19 protein-coding genes and 1 riboswitch are annotated in these 19,162 nt (G+C 62.4%); of the genes, 6 read left to right on the top strand and 13 right to left on the bottom strand.

The window, feature by feature from the left end; all coding sequences use genetic code 11:
• Window positions 1-22: 22 nt before the first annotated feature.
• From RUW20_RS16790 to rapZ, 10 genes are all read right to left on the bottom strand, one after another.
• Window positions 23-1,222, bottom strand: a complete 1,200-nt coding sequence (locus RUW20_RS16790) for a hypothetical protein (RefSeq protein ID WP_313953373.1) — start codon at window positions 1,220-1,222, stop codon at window positions 23-25.
• Between the two features lie 65 nt (window positions 1,223-1,287).
• Entirely contained in the window at window positions 1,288-2,013 is a 726-nt protein-coding gene (locus tag RUW20_RS16785; RefSeq protein WP_313953372.1) for a hypothetical protein, read from the bottom strand.
• A complete protein-coding gene (locus RUW20_RS16780; protein WP_313953371.1) occupies window positions 2,013-2,561 on the bottom strand; it encodes a hypothetical protein in 549 nt (182 codons plus the stop codon). Before RUW20_RS16780 ends, RUW20_RS16785 begins: the two co-directional genes overlap by 1 nt.
• A complete protein-coding gene (locus tag RUW20_RS16775; protein ID WP_313953370.1) occupies window positions 2,558-2,836 on the bottom strand; it encodes a DnaJ domain-containing protein in 279 nt (92 codons plus the stop codon). Before RUW20_RS16775 ends, RUW20_RS16780 begins: the two co-directional genes overlap by 4 nt.
• Before the next feature lie 128 nt (window positions 2,837-2,964).
• The gene (locus RUW20_RS16770; RefSeq protein WP_313953369.1) at window positions 2,965-3,315 is read right to left on the bottom strand and encodes a TfoX/Sxy family protein; all 351 of its coding nucleotides are present in this window, start codon (window positions 3,313-3,315) and stop codon (window positions 2,965-2,967) included.
• A gap of 10 nt (window positions 3,316-3,325) precedes the next feature.
• Window positions 3,326-4,165 (bottom strand): methylenetetrahydrofolate reductase [NAD(P)H], encoded by an 840-nt coding sequence (gene metF, locus RUW20_RS16765; RefSeq protein ID WP_313953368.1) that lies wholly within the window; start codon window positions 4,163-4,165, stop codon window positions 3,326-3,328.
• Window positions 4,166-4,172: 7 nt separating this feature from the next.
• Window positions 4,173-4,529 (bottom strand): phage holin family protein, encoded by a 357-nt coding sequence (locus RUW20_RS16760; RefSeq protein WP_313953367.1) that lies wholly within the window; start codon window positions 4,527-4,529, stop codon window positions 4,173-4,175.
• A gap of 25 nt (window positions 4,530-4,554) precedes the next feature.
• Window positions 4,555-5,967 (bottom strand): adenosylhomocysteinase, encoded by a 1,413-nt coding sequence (ahcY, locus tag RUW20_RS16755; protein WP_313953366.1) that lies wholly within the window; start codon window positions 5,965-5,967, stop codon window positions 4,555-4,557.
• A gap of 103 nt (window positions 5,968-6,070) precedes the next feature.
• A riboswitch (S-adenosyl-L-homocysteine riboswitch) is annotated at window positions 6,071-6,143 on the bottom strand.
• 80 nt (window positions 6,144-6,223) lie between these two features.
• Window positions 6,224-6,598 carry a NusG domain II-containing protein gene (locus tag RUW20_RS16750; RefSeq protein ID WP_313953365.1) on the bottom strand — a complete coding sequence of 125 codons (375 nt, stop codon included), beginning with the start codon at window positions 6,596-6,598 and terminating at the stop codon, window positions 6,224-6,226.
• The gene (gene rapZ, locus RUW20_RS16745; protein WP_313953364.1) at window positions 6,598-7,488 is read right to left on the bottom strand and encodes an RNase adapter RapZ; all 891 of its coding nucleotides are present in this window, start codon (window positions 7,486-7,488) and stop codon (window positions 6,598-6,600) included. Before rapZ ends, RUW20_RS16750 begins: the two co-directional genes overlap by 1 nt.
• 83 nt (window positions 7,489-7,571) lie before the next feature.
• On the opposite strand from rapZ, the gene RUW20_RS16740 reads away from it, so the two are divergent.
• From RUW20_RS16740 to RUW20_RS16730, 3 genes are all read left to right on the top strand, one after another.
• Complete coding sequence (locus RUW20_RS16740; protein WP_313953363.1) at window positions 7,572-8,762, top strand: M20 aminoacylase family protein; 1,191 nt, start codon at window positions 7,572-7,574, stop codon at window positions 8,760-8,762.
• 406 nt (window positions 8,763-9,168) lie between these two features.
• Window positions 9,169-9,849, top strand: coding sequence for a response regulator transcription factor (locus tag RUW20_RS16735; RefSeq protein WP_313953362.1), 681 nt, complete (start codon window positions 9,169-9,171; stop codon window positions 9,847-9,849).
• Entirely contained in the window at window positions 9,818-11,314 is a 1,497-nt protein-coding gene (locus RUW20_RS16730) for a sensor histidine kinase (protein ID WP_313953361.1), read from the top strand. The genes RUW20_RS16735 and RUW20_RS16730 overlap by 32 nt, the downstream gene beginning before the upstream one ends.
• A 79-nt stretch (window positions 11,315-11,393) precedes the next feature.
• Here the strand turns inward: RUW20_RS16730 and RUW20_RS16725 are convergent, their stop codons facing one another.
• A complete protein-coding gene (locus RUW20_RS16725; RefSeq protein WP_313953360.1) occupies window positions 11,394-12,305 on the bottom strand; it encodes a LysR family transcriptional regulator in 912 nt (303 codons plus the stop codon).
• Window positions 12,306-12,422: 117 nt separating this feature from the next.
• On the opposite strand from RUW20_RS16725, the gene RUW20_RS16720 reads away from it, so the two are divergent.
• The 3 genes from RUW20_RS16720 to tkt are packed head-to-tail and all read left to right on the top strand — an operon-like array spanning window position 12,423 to window position 16,564.
• On the top strand, window positions 12,423-13,505 hold the full coding sequence (locus RUW20_RS16720; protein ID WP_313953359.1) for a class 1 fructose-bisphosphatase: 1,083 nt from the start codon (window positions 12,423-12,425) through the stop codon (window positions 13,503-13,505).
• 53 nt (window positions 13,506-13,558) lie between these two features.
• On the top strand, window positions 13,559-14,434 hold the full coding sequence (locus RUW20_RS16715; protein ID WP_313953358.1) for a phosphoribulokinase: 876 nt from the start codon (window positions 13,559-13,561) through the stop codon (window positions 14,432-14,434).
• Between the two features lie 60 nt (window positions 14,435-14,494).
• Window positions 14,495-16,564: a transketolase gene (gene tkt / locus RUW20_RS16710; protein WP_313953357.1), complete on the top strand. Its 2,070-nt coding sequence runs from the start codon at window positions 14,495-14,497 to the stop codon at window positions 16,562-16,564.
• Between the two features lie 43 nt (window positions 16,565-16,607).
• Here the strand turns inward: tkt and RUW20_RS16705 are convergent, their stop codons facing one another.
• The gene (locus tag RUW20_RS16705) at window positions 16,608-17,249 is read right to left on the bottom strand and encodes a LysE family translocator (RefSeq protein ID WP_313953356.1); all 642 of its coding nucleotides are present in this window, start codon (window positions 17,247-17,249) and stop codon (window positions 16,608-16,610) included.
• Between the two features lie 99 nt (window positions 17,250-17,348).
• Window positions 17,349-18,899, bottom strand: a complete 1,551-nt coding sequence (locus tag RUW20_RS16700; protein ID WP_313953355.1) for a diguanylate cyclase domain-containing protein — start codon at window positions 18,897-18,899, stop codon at window positions 17,349-17,351.
• Between the last annotated feature and the right edge of the window lie 263 nt (window positions 18,900-19,162).

The raw sequence follows: 19,162 nt of genomic DNA, 5'->3' as shown, positions 1-19,162 counted from the left end.
GGCCGGGCGGTGAATCCGCCGGCTAGCGGACGATGCAGTTTTCCTTGAGGAAGCTCAGTGCGCCATCGAGTGTGGTATCCGATGGGTCTGACAGCGCTTCCTCGACTTCCGGGAACAGTTCGGTCCACAGGGCTTCCAGGTCCTCCTGCAACTGGTAGGGGGCGAAAGCGCGGATGAAGGCAAGAACCGGCTGGCGCCGCAGGCCCTCGGCGCGAACCTTGCGGATCACCGTTCGTGCGGCGGCTTTGCTCCATGCCCGCTTGGGCGGGGTGTCGGCAGCGAGGCAGACAAAGATCGTGAGCAATGAATTGTCATCGACTTTTCCGGCGGTGATTTTCTGCCAGTCGTCGGAAACGGCAGCGTCGAAGCGACTGGCGTCCTCGGGGCCGAAATCACGCAGGAAGTACAGCGGTTCCAACGCCGGGATCAGCTGGTTCATCGTCTGCGAGGTGTCGAGAATTCTCGGTAGATCCTCGCTCTCGACCTTCTGCAGTTCGCTTCTGGCGACCGCGTGGTAGGGCTCTGGCAGGGCCTTGAAGAGGGCCGCGATGCGCTTTCGGCCGTTACCGGCTACGCCTTTCTTGCGGATCATTCCCAGAATGGCGATGAACTCCGCGGCATTGGGTATGGCCGCGAGCGGGCCGCCGCCCAGATGGACCAGCATGGCGGTCCGGATGACCGATTCGACGGCGACGGTCGAAATATCGGCAGGCGGCCACCCGAGGTTTTCGGCAAACCACAGCGCGGCGGCAACCGTCAGTTGATGTGCTTGCCGCTGTTCGAGAGCCTGTCGGTACTCGGCGTGACCCTGCAGCGACCAGTCGGCGAGAAACGACTTCTGCGACTGCTTGACCATGATTCCGAACGAGCTGTCTTCGGGCATCGCCCACAGCTGCTTGAGCAGCTCCGATCCGCCACGTGAATGCGACAGAAAGGTATTGTCGCGCAGCGATCGCGTTGCCTTTTCGAGATCACCGCCACTACTTTCTTCGAGGTACAGGCTGACCAGGTTGACGATCCGTGCGCGCGCTTCGTCGATATTCGGCCGCAGGTACTGGGTGCCGAAATACTCGGCGATCTGCACCATTCCCTTGGCCCCGTCGTCCAGTATCCTGGCCACGTCGTCGTCGGCCAGCACGCCGCTGCGCACGCCGGAAGCGAGGGCTCGCTCGAAAAATGGTCGATCGTCGAAAACGGCGACTTGGTGGCGGTCGTTGGGCATGGGCGGTGGCTGGGCTGTCGTACCGTGGAGTCGGATCGGTGCCGATTGGCGCGGCTATCGGCGATTCATAGTGCAGATTCTTCCTCAGGCTCCCCGGGGGGCCTGCGCTGCTCGTTTGCACGGCCGGCGGTTTCCGCCTGCTCGGGCTCCTCGGCGCGCGCTCGTGCCCGCAAGATCAGCAGGACGTCGCGAAAAATCTCCGGATGCTCGTAGCGCAGCGTCCAGGTCAGTTGCATCCAGTCTTGATCGCTGACCTCGCTGTGGCTGAGGAAGGGGCGATTGGCGTCGGGATCGGAGAGCTCATCCAGGCGCTCGTCGTCGGTCAACTCGGCGGCCGCTTCGTCGCCGTCGTCGAAATAACCAAAGGTGCCCGTCCGGAAAAAATACTCGACGATTTCGGCTCGGTCGCTCAGATAATCGGCCAGAGTCTCGCAGCCGCCGTCAACGGCGCCGATCGCCTCCAGGAACTCGCCGGGGTCGCTATCGGCGCGAAAGATGACGGCGTTGATGGTCGCCTGCAGGCGCTCATGATTGGCGTCGCCGTAGCGCCGTTCGAGGATGATCGCCCGGGCGAATTGCTCGGGCAAGACCAGCAGGCCGACCACCGACTCCTTCGAAGAATCGAAGTCGCGGAGGACGGCCAGGAGGTCTTTGGCGGCGAAATCTTCAAGGGCAACGACCAGTGCCTGGTCGCCGTCACTTTCGACCAGCGAGGTCAAGGCGGCTTCGGCACCAACGATATCGCCGACACCGATCAGTTTCTCTGCTCTTGCGAGGACCGGATGGCTCATCAATTATCTCCCGAGGATCGATCTTTGCGATCGAAGCCCTGTTCGGCGAGCCAGTCCGCGCCTGCTTCTTCAAGGTCGACGTCGGTATCGAAATCGTTATCATCGCCGTCGCCGTCGAGATCGTCGCTCTGCCGTCGTTCTCCGGCTTCCGGCGAGGCGCTGCTACGGCCATGCAGGTACTCCAGGCAGGCGGTGACGACCAGGAACTGCTCACCGTTCGGCGCCTTGAGGACCATCTCCGTCAGCTCCGCTGCCCACGGCTCGAGGTGCAGCGAGTCCAGTAGGATCGCCCATCCGGGCAGGTCCTCGGGATCCTGGGCGACCAGGTCACTCATCACTTCTGGCCGGGAAAAGCGGATGCCCCCGTGGAACGCGACGGCGACCATCTCCGGATTGCTCTCGATCATCACCAGCAGGTCGGGGACCTGCTTGCGCTTGAGCCGCAGCCGTTTCGCCAGGACATCGTGCCCTGCCGAGTCGGTCATCAGGTCATCGAGCTCGGCGTCGTAGGCGGACTTCAGGTCTTCAAAAAATGGCGACAGCCTCAATGGAGTACTCCTTCCAGATAGTTTTTCCAGATTTCCCGAGCCGTTTCCAGTGGTTTCTCGAGCAGGTTGCGCCGTCGATTCTCGTCGTAATCGTGTCGTCGAGTGGTGTCGGAAAGCGTTTCGTAGGCTTCCTGAACGTCGCGGAAGCGGTCCGCGGCGTCAGCCGCCATGTTGCGGTCAGGGTGAAGCTGCAAGGCTTTCTTGCGATAAGCCCGCTTTACCTCTTCGAGAGAGGCATCGCTGGCGACGCCCAATACCGCGTAATAGTCCTTCATCCGTCCTCTTCCGGTGATTGGCTTCGGCGCAGCAGAGAGCACCACAAACCGCGCAATTCTAGCCCGGACGCCGGGTGAGCGGGAAAGCAGCTGGGCGGTCCGCCGGGCGGCCTTGCCAAGCCAGCCGGCTACTTTGCCGGTTTACGGCCCCGCACTGCTGCGGCCAGCGCCGCACGTGCCCATGGCAGCATTTCCTGCGGGCTTTCCATCGCCTCCTCCGGCACCGTCCAGTAGTTCATGGTGTCGCTGCGGCCGTCCTTGCGTTCGACGCGGAAGGGCTCGCCGCCAACGGCTTCGAACATCGCCGCACTCTGGGCGTCTGCCTTGAGGTAGAGAACGTCGCTGGCAACGATCGCAAAGAAGAGGTCGTCGCAGTAGAACCCCCAGCCGCCGAACATCGCCTTGACGCGCAGCGTACCGAGCGGCGCGAACAGTTCGAGGGCGTAACGGACAACCACGGGTAACTCGCGTGTGGCCATGGCGTGAAGCCTATGAAAGCTGGAGGCGCTGCCATATCGTGCTGGTCAGCGCGTCCTGGTTGAGGGTGTAGAAGTGCAGGCCCGGTGCGCCGCTGGCCAGTAGTCTTTCGCAAAGCCGGGTTACCACGTCCAGGCCGAAGGCGCGGATCGACGCGCTATCGTCGCCGTAGCTTTCGAGTTTCTTCCGGATCCAGCGCGGTATTTCCGCGCCGCAGTTGTCCGAGAAGCGGGCCAGACTGCTGTAGCTGGCAATGGGCATGATCCCCGGGACGATCGGGACGTCGATGCCGATCGCCTGGCACTGCTCGACGAAGTGTGCGTAGGCGTCGAAGTTGTAGAAATACTGCGTGATCGCCGAATTGGCACCGGCGTCGAGCTTGCGCTTGAAGCCCAGCAGATCGTCTTGTGGGCTTCTTGCCTGCGGATGGTATTCCGGATAGGCGGCAACCTCGATGTTGAACCAGTCGCCGGTCTCGGCGCGGATGAACTCGACCAGCTCATTGGCGTAGCGAAAGGTGCCCGCCCTGGCCATCCCGGATGGCAGGTCGCCGCGCAGCGCGACGAGGTGCCGGATACCGTGCGAACGATATTGTTCGAGGATGTTGAGAATGCTCTCGCGGGTCGAGCCGATGCACGATAGGTGCGGTGCCGCCTGGTGGCCTTCACGCTGAATCTCCAGCACGGTTTCGAGCGTGCGGTCGCGTGTCGAACCGCCGGCGCCGAAGGTGACCGAGAAGAACCTCGGCTTGAGCAGGGCCATGCGGTCGCGCGCGGCGCGCAGCTTCTCCGCGCCCTCGGGCGTTTGCGGGGGGAAAAGCTCCAGGCTGAAAGTACGCTTGTCGGATGTCATGAGAAGACTATTTCTGACCTTTCCGGGTAGAGAAAAGAGAGGACAGCAGCGAAGAGAAAATACTGTACAGCATGGCGCCGAAGAAGCCGGGCCAGAAGCCGCTGACGACGAAGCCTTCGAGCATCGAACCCGCCAGCCAGAACATCAGGCCATTGAGGACGAAGAGGAAGAGTCCCAGCGTCAGCAGCGTGACCGGCAAGGTCAGCAGCACCAACAGGGGGCGCAAGACGGCGTTCACCAGCCCCAACAGCAGCGCCGCGAGCATCGCCGCCGGGAACGACGCCACCTCTATCGAGGCCGGCATCAGATAGGCAACGGCCAGAAGAGCGCAGGCGTTGAGTAGCCAGAGCAGGATCAGCCGCATCACGATCCCCTGTCAGCTCGCTGCATCAGTAACGATAGTGATCCGCCTTGTAGGGACCCTCTTTGGGCACACCGATATAGGCGGCTTGTGCGTCCGAGAGTTCGCTGAGCTGCGCGTTGAGCTTCTTCAGCTGCAGGCGGGCGACCTTTTCGTCGAGATGCTTGGGCAGCGTGTAGACGCCGACCGGGTAATCCGCGGTGCGCGTGAACAGCTCGATCTGGGCGATGGTCTGATTGGCGAACGAAGAGCTCATCACGTAGGACGGGTGGCCGGTGCCGCAACCGAGGTTGACCAGGCGGCCCTTGGCCAGCAGGATGATGCGCTTGCCGTCGGGGAAGATCACGTGGTCTACCTGTGGCTTGATTTCTTCCCACGCGTAGCCCTCGATCGAGGCGACGTCAATCTCGTTGTCGAAGTGCCCGATGTTGCAGACGATGGCCTGGTTTTTCATCTTCGCCATGTGGCCATGGTCGATGACGTGATAGTTGCCGGTGCAGGTGACAAAGATGTCGGCCTTGTCGGCGGCGTAGTCCATGGTCACCACCCGATAGCCTTCCATGGCCGCCTGCAGCGCGCAGATCGGGTCGACCTCGGTGACCCACACCTGTGCCGAGAGCGCGCGCATGGCCTGCGCCGAACCCTTGCCGACATCGCCGTAACCGGCGATCAGGGCCACCTTGCCGGCGATCATCACGTCGGTGGCGCGCTTGATGCCATCGACCAGCGATTCGCGGCAGCCGTAGAGGTTGTCGAACTTGGACTTGGTGACCGAGTCGTTGACGTTGATCGCCGGGAACTTGAGTTCGCCCCTGTCGTGCATCTGGTAGAGGCGATGGACGCCGGTGGTGGTCTCCTCGGTGACGCCCTTCACGGCGGCCAGGCGTACCGAGTACCAGCCGGGATCGCTGGCCAGTTTGGCCTTGATCGCTGCAAAAAGTAGGGTTTCCTCTTCGGACGTCGGGCTGGCGAGGACGGAAGGATCTTTTTCCGCTCTGGCGCCGAGGTGCAGGAGCAGCGTCGCGTCGCCGCCATCGTCGAGGATCATGTTGCTGAATCCGCCGTCCGGCCATTCGAAAATGCGGTGCGTGTAGTCCCAGTAATCGGCCAGGGACTCCCCCTTGACGGCAAACACCGGCGTGCCGGAGGCGGCGATGGCGGCAGCGGCGTGGTCCTGGGTGGAGAAGATGTTGCACGATGCCCAGCGCACTTCGGCGCCCAGCGCGGTCAGCGTTTCGATCAGCACGGCGGTCTGGATGGTCATGTGCAGGGAACCGGTGATGCGCGCTCCCTGTAGCGCCTTGGCGGCAGCGAATTCTTCGCGAATCGCCATCAGGCCCGGCATTTCGGTTTCGGCGATACGGATTTCCTTGCGGCCCCATTCGGCAAGGCCGAGGTCAGCAATCACGTAGTCTTGGGTTTGGCTAATAGCATCCGTCACAGTAAAACTCCTTGAGAACTGTGACCGGGAGAGGAAGCCGCGGTGTGCCTGCTGAAGGACTTCAGCTTCGGCCCACCCATCTTCCCATGCCCGGCATGGGTTGGTCGGATGAGCGCCGTTTGATGAATCCGAGCCTGAAACTGTCGCCAGACAGCCCTGCAGCGCCCCTCGGATTGAGTTGCGGATTATAACGTGGATTCCTGCACCTGGGCCTGTCAAGCGATGCGATTGGTGCCGGGTCTGCTTCGGGTCTGTTTCAATACGCCAGCGAATCGTAGGTTCGCTGGCGCCCCTGAACTTCCACGCTCACCTGGTTCGGCGCGCAGATGGCGATCTCGCCGGCGCGCGCCAGCCAGCCCTGACGGACACAATATTGGCGCGGGCCGGGATCGGAGGCAACGCGTACCCGACCTTGCTCGACGACGACGGTGGTGATGCCGAGTGGTCCGGGAACATCAATGCGGCGGTTGCGGGACAGCTCGAGTTCGGAGAACACTTGCCCGCCGCGCCTGACGACGGCTTTGTCAGCGACGCCCGCTTGCCAGGCGAGCGGGAATGCTGTCGCACAGAGCGCCAGGCCCAGCGCCGCGACCAGCCAGTCGCCGGGCTTGAGCAGCCCCAACCAGGGCATTACGGGATGCCGAAAGCAGCCATTGCGGGCGGGGGAAGTTCCCGGTGACGAACCAGCACGCGCGCGCAACTGCGGAACTCGCGTCCCAGCCGCTCGGCGAGGTAAACCGAGCGATGCTGCCCGCCCGTGCAGCCGATGGCGACGGTCAGGTAATTGCGACTGTCACGGATGTACGAAGGCAACCAGGCGTGAATGAAGCCAGCGATGTCACTGCGCATGCGCAGCACTTCGGGTTCGCCTTCCAGGAAAGAAATGACCTGCAGGTCGCGACCGGTCAGGGAGCGCAGATTCAGTTCGTAGTAGGGATTGGGCAGGCAACGCACGTCGAAGACCAGATCGGCGTCGAGCGGGATACCGTTCTTGAAGCCGAAGGATTCAAACAGCAGCGTCAGCCCTTGCGCGGAGTTCGCGGCGCTAGCGAAGGCGTCGGTAGCGACGAACTGGCGGACCCATTCGCGCAGGGAACCGGGCTTGAGGACGCTGGTATCCATGCGGTGCCCGAGCTCGGACAAGCTGGCCAGATGAATACGTTCTTCGGCGATCGCTTCGGTCAGGGTAAAGCGGTCGCTGGCCAGGGGATGGCGGCGGCGCGTTTCCGAGTAGCGCTTGATCAGGGTGTCATCCTGCGCGTCAAGAAAAAGGAATTGCAGCTCGATGTCCGTCGCGCGTAAAGCTTCAAGTTGTGGCGGCAGCGTGGCCACACTGTCGCCACCGCGACTGTCGATCACTACACCGACCTTGTCGTAGCCTTGCTCATCCAGCTGTCTGACCAGCGGTTGCAACAACTGCGACGGCAGATTGTCCACGCAATAGTAGTCCGCGTCTTCGAGCACCTTGAGGGCAATCGATTTTCCGGAGCCGGAGAGACCGCTGATGATGACCAGATGCATGTTGGCAAGAATAGCGGATGCCCGGCGCCACGAGCAAGTCGCTCTGACATAAACTGAATGTTCCAGCTTATCCGGTGAGGCCCATGAGTCTTCTGCACATTCCCTTTCTCGCCGATCTCGCCACCATCAGGCGCGATATTCATGCCTATCCGGAGCTCGCTTTCAATGAGCTGCGCACAGCCGATCTGGTCGCTCGCGAGTTGGCCAGCTGCGGCCTGCGGGCGCATCGAGGCCTGGCCAGAACAGGGGTCATTGCTACGCTGAGCAAGGGCAGTAGTTGCCGTTCCATCGGTCTTCGTGCCGACATGGATGCGCTACCGCTGGAGGAGAAAAACGATTTCTCCCATCGCTCGACCAGCGACGGCCTGATGCATGCGTGCGGTCATGACGGGCACACGACGATGCTGCTCGGCGCCGCCCGCTACATGGCCGAGAATGTCGCCGAGCTCGACTTCGACGGCACCGTCCACTTCATCTTCCAGCCTGCCGAAGAGTCCGAGGGCGGCGCTGCGGTGATGATCGCCGATGGCCTGTTCGAACAGTTCCCAATGGACGCCGTATTTGGTTTGCACAATTGGCCCGGTATCCCGGTGGGTGAAATGGCGGTAATGCCGGGGCCGGTGATGGCCGGTACCTGCGCCTTCGAGATCTGGGTGCACGGGCACGGCTGCCACGCGGCGATGCCACATCAGGGTGTCGATACGCTGGTCGTCAGCAGCCAGCTGGTGTTGGCGCTGCAAACCGTCGTCGCCCGTAACCTGCATCCTTGCGAGTCGGCGGTGGTCAGCGTGACGCAGATGCACGGCGGCGAAGCGTGGAATATCATTCCCGACGATGCCGTATTGCGCGGCACCATCCGCAGTTTCAACGCGGCAACGCAGGCTCTGGTCGAGGGTGCAGTCGAGCGCTTGTGCAGCGGCATCGCCAGCGCTTTTGGTGCGCAGATTTCGGTACGTTTCGATCATCGCTACCCGCCGACGGTCAACAGCGTCGCGGAAAGCGAAATCTGCCGTCGTGTGGCGCGCGAGTTGCTTGGCCCGGACAAACTGCGGGTGGACGAACTCCCCTCGATGGGTGCGGAGGATTTCGCCTACATGCTGCTCGAGAAACCTGGTTGCTACGTGTGGCTGGGCAATGGTCCCGGTAGCGGCGGGTGCACCCTGCACAACCCGCATTACGACTTCAACGACGAGATCCTGCCGCTGGGGGTGAGTTACTGGGTGAAGCTGGTGCAGGCAGTGCTCGGAGCGAGGTCTGACGACGGCCGAGGCTGAAGCGAAAACTGTCGCCGTTTCAGGCCCGCGGGGTCATCCGGCCGCTCCCTGCGCAAGCGGGCGCAGAAGCAGCCGGCGAGTGATGCGGCTGCGACAGGCAAAGACAGCCGCATGACTCGTCGAAGGCAGCGACAAGCCCCGTTTATTTGTTACACTCGTAGAGCTGGCCGCCGCGTGCGGTGCTCCGCAACCGACCGGACGCCGGTACGGCGTGGAGGCACGACAGCACGACGCTGACGCCGCGCCGGCCAAAAAATGGCGGGGGCGCCACGCTGTACCAGCGCCGGGCACTCCCCGAGTTCGGGCCGAAACCGGAACTCCCCAGACCATGAAAAGGAGAACAGCGTGCGTAGCCTAAGGGCAGGGGCTTACAGGCAGCTTACGTGCACCAAGCCAAGGGTCGGCCATGCGCATTCTCCTCGCTGAAGACGACCGAATCATTGCCGACGGTCTTTGCCGCTCATTGCGCAAGGCCGGCTACGCGATAGATTGCGCCTATACCGGGATCGACGCCGATACGGCCCTGATGACCAACACTTACGATCTGGTCATCCTCGACCTTGGTCTGCCAAAACTGCCCGGGCTTGACGTGCTGCGCCGCCTGCGTGCGCGCAAGTCAAGCACGCCGGTATTGATACTGACTGCGCTGGACGGTATCGACGATCGGGTCAAGGGGCTCGACCTCGGCGCCGACGATTACATGGCCAAGCCCTTCGAGCTGCCTGAACTCGAGGCGCGCGTGCGGGCGCTGAGTCGCCGCTCGTCAGGTACGGCGCGGCTGATCGAGTGCGGGCCGCTGACCTTTGACCAGACCGACCGCTGTGCGCTGGTTAACGGCGAGATGCTCGACCTCTCGGCACGGGAGCTTGGCTTGCTCGAGATTCTCCTGTCGCGGACCAAGCGCCTGGTCAGCAAGGACCAGTTGGTGGATCACCTCTGCGGCTGGGGTGAGGAGGTTAGCCACAACGCGATCGAGGTCTACATCCACCGCTTGCGAAAGAAGCTCGATGCGACCGGCGTGAATATCACTACCGTGCGCGGGCTCGGATACTACCTTGAGAAACCTGCGGAAGAAGCAAAATCCTGACGTCCAGCGCTCTCTGTTCGGCGAGATCCTGGACTGGATGCTGGCGCCGCTCCTCTTTGTCTGGCCGATCAGTATCGCCTTCACGCATTATTTCGCCAACAGCGTTGCCAGCTTCCCTTACGATCAGTCCTTGCGCGAACATGTGGCCGCGATATCGCGCCAGATCGATTTCGACGGCGGGCGACCGCATCTGGCCTTGCCCGGAATGGCACAGGTTTTTTTGCGCTCCGACGAAATCGACAACGTCTATTTTCATCTGCTCGACGCCGATGGCGCACTGATTGCCGGCGACCCGGAACTGCCGGCGGTGCCGCTTGCCGACGCGACGGCGAACAAGGAGAGCGGTGAGATCCATTTCCGCGATGACGAATACCGCGGCCAGGCACTGCGCGTTGCCTACATGGTTTTGTCGGCAGCAGGTGATGAATCGCCGGCGCGCCGGGTGCTGATCGAAGTCGGCGAAACGACCGAAAAGCGCTCGCAGTTGGCGAACAAGATCATCGCCAGCGTGATCCTGCCGCAGTTCGTGATCATCCCGCTCGCCGTCGTGCTCGTCTGGTTCGGCCTGTCGCAGGGATTGCGCCCCCTGACCCGACTGCGCAACCGGATCGAAGCTCGTCGGGAAGCCGATTTGTCGCCGATCTCTCTGGGTCGCGTGCCTGAAGAATTGCGTCCGCTGACCGAGGCCTTCAATTCGATGCTGGCAAGGATGCAGAACAACGTCGACGCGCAACGGCGCTTCATTGCCAACGCTGCCCACCAGATGCGGACCCCGCTGACCGGCTTGAAGACGCAGGCGCAGCTGGCGATGCGCGAGAGCGACCCGGCCGAATTGCGCCACGCCCTGAGGCAGATCCTGACCGGTGTCGATCGCGCGTCGCACCTGGTCGATCAGCTGCTGGCGCTGGCGCGCGCCGAGGCCAGCGGGCACTCGCAGCAGACCCTGGTGCCCCTCGACCTTGATCAGCTGCTGCGTGAAATCGTTGAGACCTGGGTGGTGCAGGCGCTCGAAAAGCGCATCGATCTGGGTTATGAGCCTGCCGGCACATTGCCCATTCTCGGTAATGCCTTCTTGCTGCGCGAGATGATCAACAACCTGCTGGACAATGCCCTGCGCTACACGCCGGCTGGCGGACGAGTCACCGCGCGGGTGGTGGCACAGGGTGATTTTGCCATGCTTGAGATCGAGGACAGTGGCAGCGGTATTTCAGACGACGATTCGCACAAGGTCTTCGACCGTTTCTATCGGGCCGACGGCACCGACGGCGAGGGTAGCGGCCTCGGGCTGGCCATCGTTCGCGAGATCGCCGAAGTGCATCAGGCGGCAGCCAGCCTACGCCCGAACGCGATCAAGGCGGCAGGTGAAGAGCAGCCCGGGTGCATTGCCAGGATAGTCTTCCCGGTGTACCCCCCGCATCCCCCTAGCCGGCCGATTCCCGAGACGGTGCGCGCCGGTTTCGCCTGATTCGGGCGCTGGCGGCTGAAATCGCCGTGCCGCGGTATCTATCCCTTGCACCTGCACGTCTGCGCCGCGAGGCATCGCTTCACGCCAGTTTTCTCAGGTAGGCTGGAGCGAACTCGAGAACAAAATCCCAGAAGGCGCTCAACGCGGGACTCATGTGTTTGCTTTTGTGGCGGACGAGATGCCAGCGGCGCATCACCGGCGTGCCTTCGACTTTCAGGATGCTCAAACGCCCGGCGCGCAGTTCGAGTCCGAGCGTATGTTGGGAAATGAAACTGATTCCCAGCCCGGCGACGACGGCCTGCTTGATTGCTTCATTGCTGCCCATTTCCATGCCGATCAACGGCTTGAGCGAGCGTTCCCGAAAGAACTCTTCCATCGCCGAACGCGTGCCCGATCCGGCTTCACGAACGATCAGTGTCTCACCAGCGAGGTCTTCGACGGTAACCCCTGGACGCTGAGCCAACGGGTGGTCTGCGCTGGCAACGATCACCAGCGGGTGGGGTGCAAAGGCCACGGCGGTGGCGTCGAGCGTGGCCGGCGGGCGGCCCATGATCGCCAGGTCCACCTCGTTGCCGGCCAGCAGGCGAGACACCGTGTCGCGGTTGTCGATCAGCAGGCGGATACGGACATCAGCGTGTGTCTTGCGGAATTGAGCGAGCAGTCCCGGGGCAAAATACTCGGCCGTACTGGCAACCGCAACGGCAATGCGTCCGCCTTTCAGCCCCTTGAGCGCCAGCAGCGCCTCATCTGCCTCTTTCAGCGACTGCAGAATTTGCCGAGCATGGTCGAGCAGGGTTTCACCAGCTTCGGTGAGAAAGACCCGTTTGCCGATCCGTTCGAACAGCAGGGTCCCGCAAACGTCCTCCAGCTGTTTGATCTGCAGCGAGATGGCGGCGTGCGTCAGATGAAGATTTTCCGCTGCACGGGCAAACGACAAATGACTGGCGGCGACCGAAAAAATCTGCAGCTGACGGATGGTGGCGTTTCTCATAGGTTAGCTTTTCTTAAACAAACAGGACAATACCTTTAACTAGAGTTTTTCGATCAGGCGGCTAGAATCAGGTTCATCCGTCGCCTGAGACAAGGCCTTATCTTCTGGAGTACCGCCATGCTAAGCGGACGTACCAACGTTAACAAGTTCCTGATCGAGGAACAGCGCCGAAACCCGGCGCTGGCCGGCGATTTTTCGATGCTGATCAGCGATGTCGTGCGCTCATGCAAGGCGATCGCCCAAGGCGTCTCACGCGGTTCGCTGGCTGACGTGCTGGGCGATGCCGGGCGCGACAACGTTCAGGGCGAAGCGCAGAAGAAACTCGACGTCCTGGCTAACCAGGCCTTCATTCGTCATTGTGAGTGGGGTGGTCACCTGGCGGCCATGGCCTCCGAGGAGATGGAGGACATCTATCATATCCCGCCGGAAAACCCGCGCGGCCAGTACCTGCTGGTTTTCGATCCGCTCGATGGCTCTTCGAATATCGACGTTAACCTGTCGGTCGGCAGCATTTTCTCGGTCTTGCGCTACCCCGAGGATCGTCAAGGTGCGGAGCCGACGACGGACGATTTCCTGCAGCCTGGCGCTTGCCAGGTGGCTGCCGGCTACGCACTGTACGGTCCGTCGACGATGCTCGTGCTGACCGTCGGCAACGGCACGCAGGGCTTTACGCTGGATCGCAATATCGGCGAGTTCCTGCTCACCCATCCCAACCTGGCGATTTCGCCGGAAACCCGCGAGTTTGCGATCAACGCTTCCAACGAGCGCTTCTGGGAAGCGCCGATCCAGCGCTACGTGAGTGAGTGTCTGGCGGGCAAGAGCGGTGTTCGCGAAAAGGACTTCAATATGCGTTGGGTGGCGTCGATGGTCGCGGAAGTCCATCGCATCCTGATGCGCGGCGGCGTCTTCATGTACCCGCGTGATAGCAAGGACATGTCCAAACCGGGACGACTGCGCTTGATGTACGAGGCCAGTCCGATGGCGATGATCGTGGCCCAAGCCGGCGGCCTGGCTTCCACCGGTGATGAGCGCATCCTCGACGTGCAGCCGACCAGTCTGCACCAGCGAGTGCCGGTGATTCTCGGCTCGCGCGACGAGGTCGAACGCATCGAGCGCTACCACCGCGAGCATGCGACCGGCGAGGATCAGCCCTTCAGCTCGCCGTTGTTTTCGACGCGAACCCTGTTTCGTGACGACTGACGGGCGGCACGTCGCCCGGCGGCTATTCCCCCAATGCAAAGGAGATACACCTCATGTCTATAAAGAACCCGGTCATCGCGATTACCGGCTCCTCAGGCGCCGGGACGACGTCGGTCACGCGCGCCTTCCAGCATATCTTCCGGCGCGAGCAGCTGAACGCGGCGATCATCGAGGGCGACAGCTTTCACCGTTACGACAGGCTGGCGATGCGCGCCCAGATGGCCGCCAACAGCTTGGCCGGTGACGACCATTTCAGTCACTTCGGACCCGAGGCCAATCTCCTCGAGGAACTGGAGAGCCTGTTTCGCGACTACGGCGAGAGCGGTCGCGGCAAGAGCCGTCACTACGTGCACGACGACGAGGAAGCCGCGCGCTACGGCGTGCCACCGGGTACCTTCACTGAATGGGCCGACCTGCCGGCGGGTACCGATCTACTGTTCTACGAAGGGCTGCATGCTGCCGCCCAGACCGAGATGATCGATGTCGGCCGCCATGTCGACCTGTGCGTCGGCGTCGTTCCGATCATCAACCTGGAATGGATCCAGAAGCTCCACCGCGACAAGGCGCAGCGCGGCTACTCGACGGAAGCGGTGGTCGATACCATCCTGCGGCGGATGCCCGACTACATCAATTACATCTGCCCGCAGTTCTCCAAGACGCACGTCAATTTCCAGCGCGTGCCGACGGTGGACACCTCAAATCCGTTCATCGCCCAGGACATTCCCTTGCCTGACGAGAGCCTGCTGGTGATTCGTTTTGCCAACCCCCACGGCATCGACTTCCCTTACCTGCTGAGCATGCTGCATGACTCGTTCATGTCGCGGCCGAACATCATCGTCTGCCCGGGTGGAAAGATGGGCCTGGCGATGCAGATCATCTTCACCCCGATGATCATGCAGTTGATGGACAAGAAGCGCCGTGCGCGTTGACGCTGGCCGCGCGCCCGCTGCTCGAGGACCGTTTCCGTGCCCTGATTGAAGGAGATTATCGTGCCCACCGAATCCCGCAAGTTTCGCCGTCGTTGCGCCAACGCACTGCGCTTTCTCGCCATTGACGCTGTTCAGGCGGCGAATTCCGGCCATCCCGGTATGCCGATGGGTATGGCAGACATCGCCGAAGCCCTCTGGCGTCACCATTTGAAACACAATCCGGCCAATCCCCGCTGGGCTGACCGAGACCGTTTCGTGCTCTCCAATGGGCACGGCTCGATGCTGCTCTACGCGTTGCTGCATCTGACCGGCTACGATCTCCCCTGCGAGGAGCTCAGGCGTTTTCGGCAGCTCCATTCGAGAACTCCTGGACACCCCGAGTTCGGCCTCACTCCCGGTGTCGAAACGACTACCGGGCCGCTTGGCCAGGGCCTGGCCAACGCCGTCGGTATGGCCCTGGCCGAGCGTCTGCTGGGCGAGACGTTCAATCGCCATGGCCACAAGATCGTCAACCACTACACCTATGCCTTTATCGGCGATGGCTGTCTGATGGAAGGCATTTCGCACGAGGCCTGTTCGCTGGCCGGGCGGCTGTCGCTCGCCAAACTGATCGTCTTCTATGACGATAATGACATCTCGATCGATGGTCATGTTCAGCCGTGGTTCGCCGACGACACGCCGCAGCGCTTCGAGGCGTATGGCTGGCGCGTGGTGCCGCATTGCGACGGTCACGACGCGGATTCAATCGAGGCCGCGATCCGCATCGCCAAGACGGACACCGGGCGGCCGACGCTGATCTGTTGCAAGACAATGATCGGCTTTGGTTCGCCCAACAAGGGCGGCACGCACGATGTCCACGGCGCGCCTCTGGGTGCCGCCGAGATTGCCGACACCAGGCGTCAGCTGGGCTGGCCGTTCGCCCCTTTCGAAATTCCGGATGATGTCCGTGTCGGTTGGGATGCGCGTTCCCGCGGCGCCGCTGCCGAGAAAAGCTGGGCCACGACCTTTGCCGCCTATCGCGCCAAATATCCCGAACTGGCCGCCGAGTTCGAACGCCGCATGCAGGGTGAGTTACCCGCCGATTGGCAGGAACGCGCCAGCGCCTTGCTCGCGCAGGTGGCGGCGCAGACCGCTGCCGTGGCCACGCGCAAGGCATCGCAGAACGTCATCGAAGCACTCGCCCCGGCGCTGCCCGAGCTGCTCGGTGGCTCGGCCGACCTGACCGGCTCGAATCTCACCAACTGGAGCGGTACCCGCCCCGCCAACCGTGAAGTGGGCGGTAATTACGTCAATTACGGCGTGCGCGAATTCGGCATGACCGCCATCGCCAACGGTGTCGCGCTGCATGGCGGTTTTATTCCCTACACCGCGACATTCCTGGTTTTCTCGGACTACGCGCGCAACGCGATTCGCCTGGCCGCGCTGATGAAGCTGCGGCAGGTGATGGTCTACACGCACGATTCTATTGGCCTTGGCGAAGACGGCCCGACGCACCAGCCAATCGAGCATGCGGCATCGCTGCGCCTGATCCCCGGGCTGGATGTCTGGCGTCCGGCCGACGCGGTCGAGACGACGGTGGCCTGGAGCGAAGCGCTGGAACGGCACGATGGCCCCTCGTGCCTGCTGCTCTCGCGGCAGAACCTGCCGGCGCTGCCCCGAACAGCCGAACAGATCGCGAGTATCAGGCGCGGTGGCTACATCCTGGGCGAGGCGGCCACCGGCACAGCGGCTGTCGTACTGATTGCAACCGGCTCCGAACTGAGCCTCGCTGTCGACGCGCAGGTCGCTCTCGAAAAGGAGGGCATTGCTGCCCGCGTCGTCGCCATGCCCTGTACCCGGCGTTTTGACCTGCAAGCACTGGCGTATCGGCAGGAGGTGCTGCCCCCGTCGATTCCGGTCGTCGCCGTCGAAGCCGGCCATCCCGACCTGTGGTGGAAGTATGTCGGCAGCAACGGAGCCGTGGTTGGTATCGACCGCTTTGGAGAATCCGCGCCGGCCGCCGCCCTCTACGAATTCTTTGGCATCAACGTGCCGAGCATCGTCGGCGAGGCACGCCGCCTGGTCGGACGCGCGCCGTCTTCCGTTGCCAAAGAAAGCTTGGCGGGCCGTACGGCACCCGTTGGCGGCTGACGCTGGCTGTCTCGTCGCAGGGCGCCAGGTGCTGGCGCAGAGGCTATTCGGTGCTGCGTGCCCCGCTCACCGCGGCCAGCACCCCCAAGCCGATCAGGACGCCCGCGCTCAGGTAGCGGGCGATGCCACGCGCCCCGTTTACGCGGGCCAAGATCGGCCATACGGCGCTCGCGGTCAGCACATAGAGGCTGTCGGTGATTACCGCGATGAGTACGAACAGTGACCCGAACAGCGCGCTCTGCGAGAGTGCGAACGCCGTCGGATCAATGAACTGCGGCAGGAAAGCGGCGAAGAAAAATGCCGTCTTCGGATTCAGCAGCGCGACGACAAAGCCCTGGCGAAAGAGCCGCGCCGGATCCGCCTTGGCGAAAGCCGCCGTCGCCACGGTCGATCGGGCGCCAAGTGCCTTGATCCCCAGATAGATCAGGTAGGCCGCACCGGCGTATTTGAGTACGTTGAAGGCGAGCGAAGAGATCTCCAGCAGCGCTGCCAGACCGAGCGAGGCGCCCACCGCGTTGGCCAGGTTGCCGAGCGCAACGCCAAGCACCGAAGAGAGGCCGGCGCGCCTGCCCTGCGCCAGGGTGCGGGCGAGGATGTAGAACACCCCCGGTCCCGGCGTTGCCGCGAGCACCAGGCTGGCCAGCAGGAAGGCGGGCAGCGCGGGGTTGTTGAGGACTTCGTTCATTTGGCAATCGATCATCATTTTGCCCCGGAGTCGTCATCTCGTCGATTGAAACCGATAGGCGGGTCCGGAGCCGAGAGTTGCCGCTTCCAAGGACTACATCTACGATACCGCAGGCAGCCGCTTCTTCTCCTGCTTGGCCCGGTACATCAGGCTGTCTGCCTCGGAAATCAGATCATCTGGCGTGGCGTCCGTCTCCGGCGCGTAGTTGGTGAGGCCATAACTGAAGCCGATCGGAAACGGCTTCAGTTCAGCGGCCGAAATTGCTTGAAGACGCGTTTCGGCCCTGCCGAGCAGGCGGCTTCCTTCCTCGAGCGAGCAATCGTGCAAGATGAGCAGGAACTCGTCCCCGCCTAGCCGAACGACAGCGTCGCTGGAGCGAATACCTCCCGTCAACGCCTTGGCCGCCGCGCCGATCAACCAATCACCGGCGGCGTGTCCAAAGCCGTCGTTGGTCGCCTTCAGTCCGTCGAGATCGACGAAACAGACGGTGAGCAGACCACCATCGCGCCGCACTTTTGCCATCGACTTGCCAAGCATCATCAGGCCCGTCCGTCGATTCAGCAGCCCGGTCAGTTCATCGAAGGTGGCATAGTGCTGCAAAGTCTCTTGTGCCCTCTTCAGTTCGCTGATGTTGGTGATGCCCAACACGAAAACAGTTTGCCCCGAAAAGCTGATGGTGCGAACAGAGACCAGCGTTTCGAACACCGCAGCCCGCGCGTCGAGGAGGACGAGCTCGTATTCGTTGAAAGTCTCCCCCTTGCTGATCTTGTCGAGGAAATAGCGGTTGGCGTCATGGTTGGCGTCCAGAAAGGTCCGTAGATTCGCCGTGCTCTTGTCGGCAACCGCAACGCCCAGCAGTTCGATCGCCTTCTGATTGGCATGCAGGATGGTCAGCGTATGGCTGCTGACCAGCAACAGCGCGGTTGGACTGGCCGAATAGAGACGCTCCAGGTCTTCTTCGCGATCGGCCAGGTCTTTCATGTCTTGCTGGATACGACGCGTTGCCGGAGCACAGATGAAGACGGCGGTCAAAGCCAGGACCAGCAGCGTCGTGCTCATCAAGCCGAGCTCGAGCCACCTGGCGAACTCGACCTTGGCGTTGGCCTCGCGGTCATAGCGCGTCACGATCTCGTTCATGCCTGCCAGAAAGTCAGCTTCATGCTCCTTCAGGGTGGCGATGTTCTGAGCCAGTGTCGCGGCGCTTCCTGCTGCGGACAGAATCGCCCCTGCCGCGGCAACGATGGCTTCATGGTGTGGTTGAAGATCTGCGAATAGTTTGACGACATCAGTGTTGTTGTGGCCAGGCAGGCCCATCTCGCTGTTGCCCTGCAGCAGTCCGACATGGGAACGTTCCCACAGGCTCAATGCTGCAGCGAGTTTCTGGCGATCTCGAGCGTCCGCATCGGCTGACTCAGCGGTCGCGATGTAATAACTCAAGGCAGTAATCTTCTGGCTGAGCATCCGTTGTCTGCCGGCAACGTTTATCAGGTGCGAGTCAAATTTCTGATCGGCAAACAGGAGCTGCAACACCCCTTGGGCGGCTACCGTCAGGATCGCGATCAGCAATAGCGCCATGATGTAACGTCGGCGTAGCTGACCGGCGGATAGCATCGCTCTGCGGTTGTTCTGAGCGAGGAGACACGGTGGCATGCACTTGCCTTTCGCAATAAGTGCTGGTTCTGACGCTTGCCTTGCGCGTCTGGCTGTCGAGGGTGCTCCGCGCGCGCCCTGATGTCCTGGTTCTGCGTTGCACGCCTGTCGTCAGCGGTATGGCGACGAGCGGCGGGCAGCTGGTCGTTTGGAAATCCGCAACTCGAACTTCATCCCGGACACGACCTATTTCGGGCTGCCGTCATCCGCCGCGATGCTATCACACAGCTCGTCGCCCAGCGCCCGGTAGTGGTGCGCTGTGC

The organism is Accumulibacter sp. (assembly GCF_032229525.1).
In the GTDB taxonomy this organism is placed as follows: domain Bacteria; phylum Pseudomonadota; class Gammaproteobacteria; order Burkholderiales; family Rhodocyclaceae; genus Accumulibacter.
The sequence above is the reverse complement of the archived record's forward strand: the minus strand, read 5'-3'. Positions and strand labels throughout refer to the sequence as shown.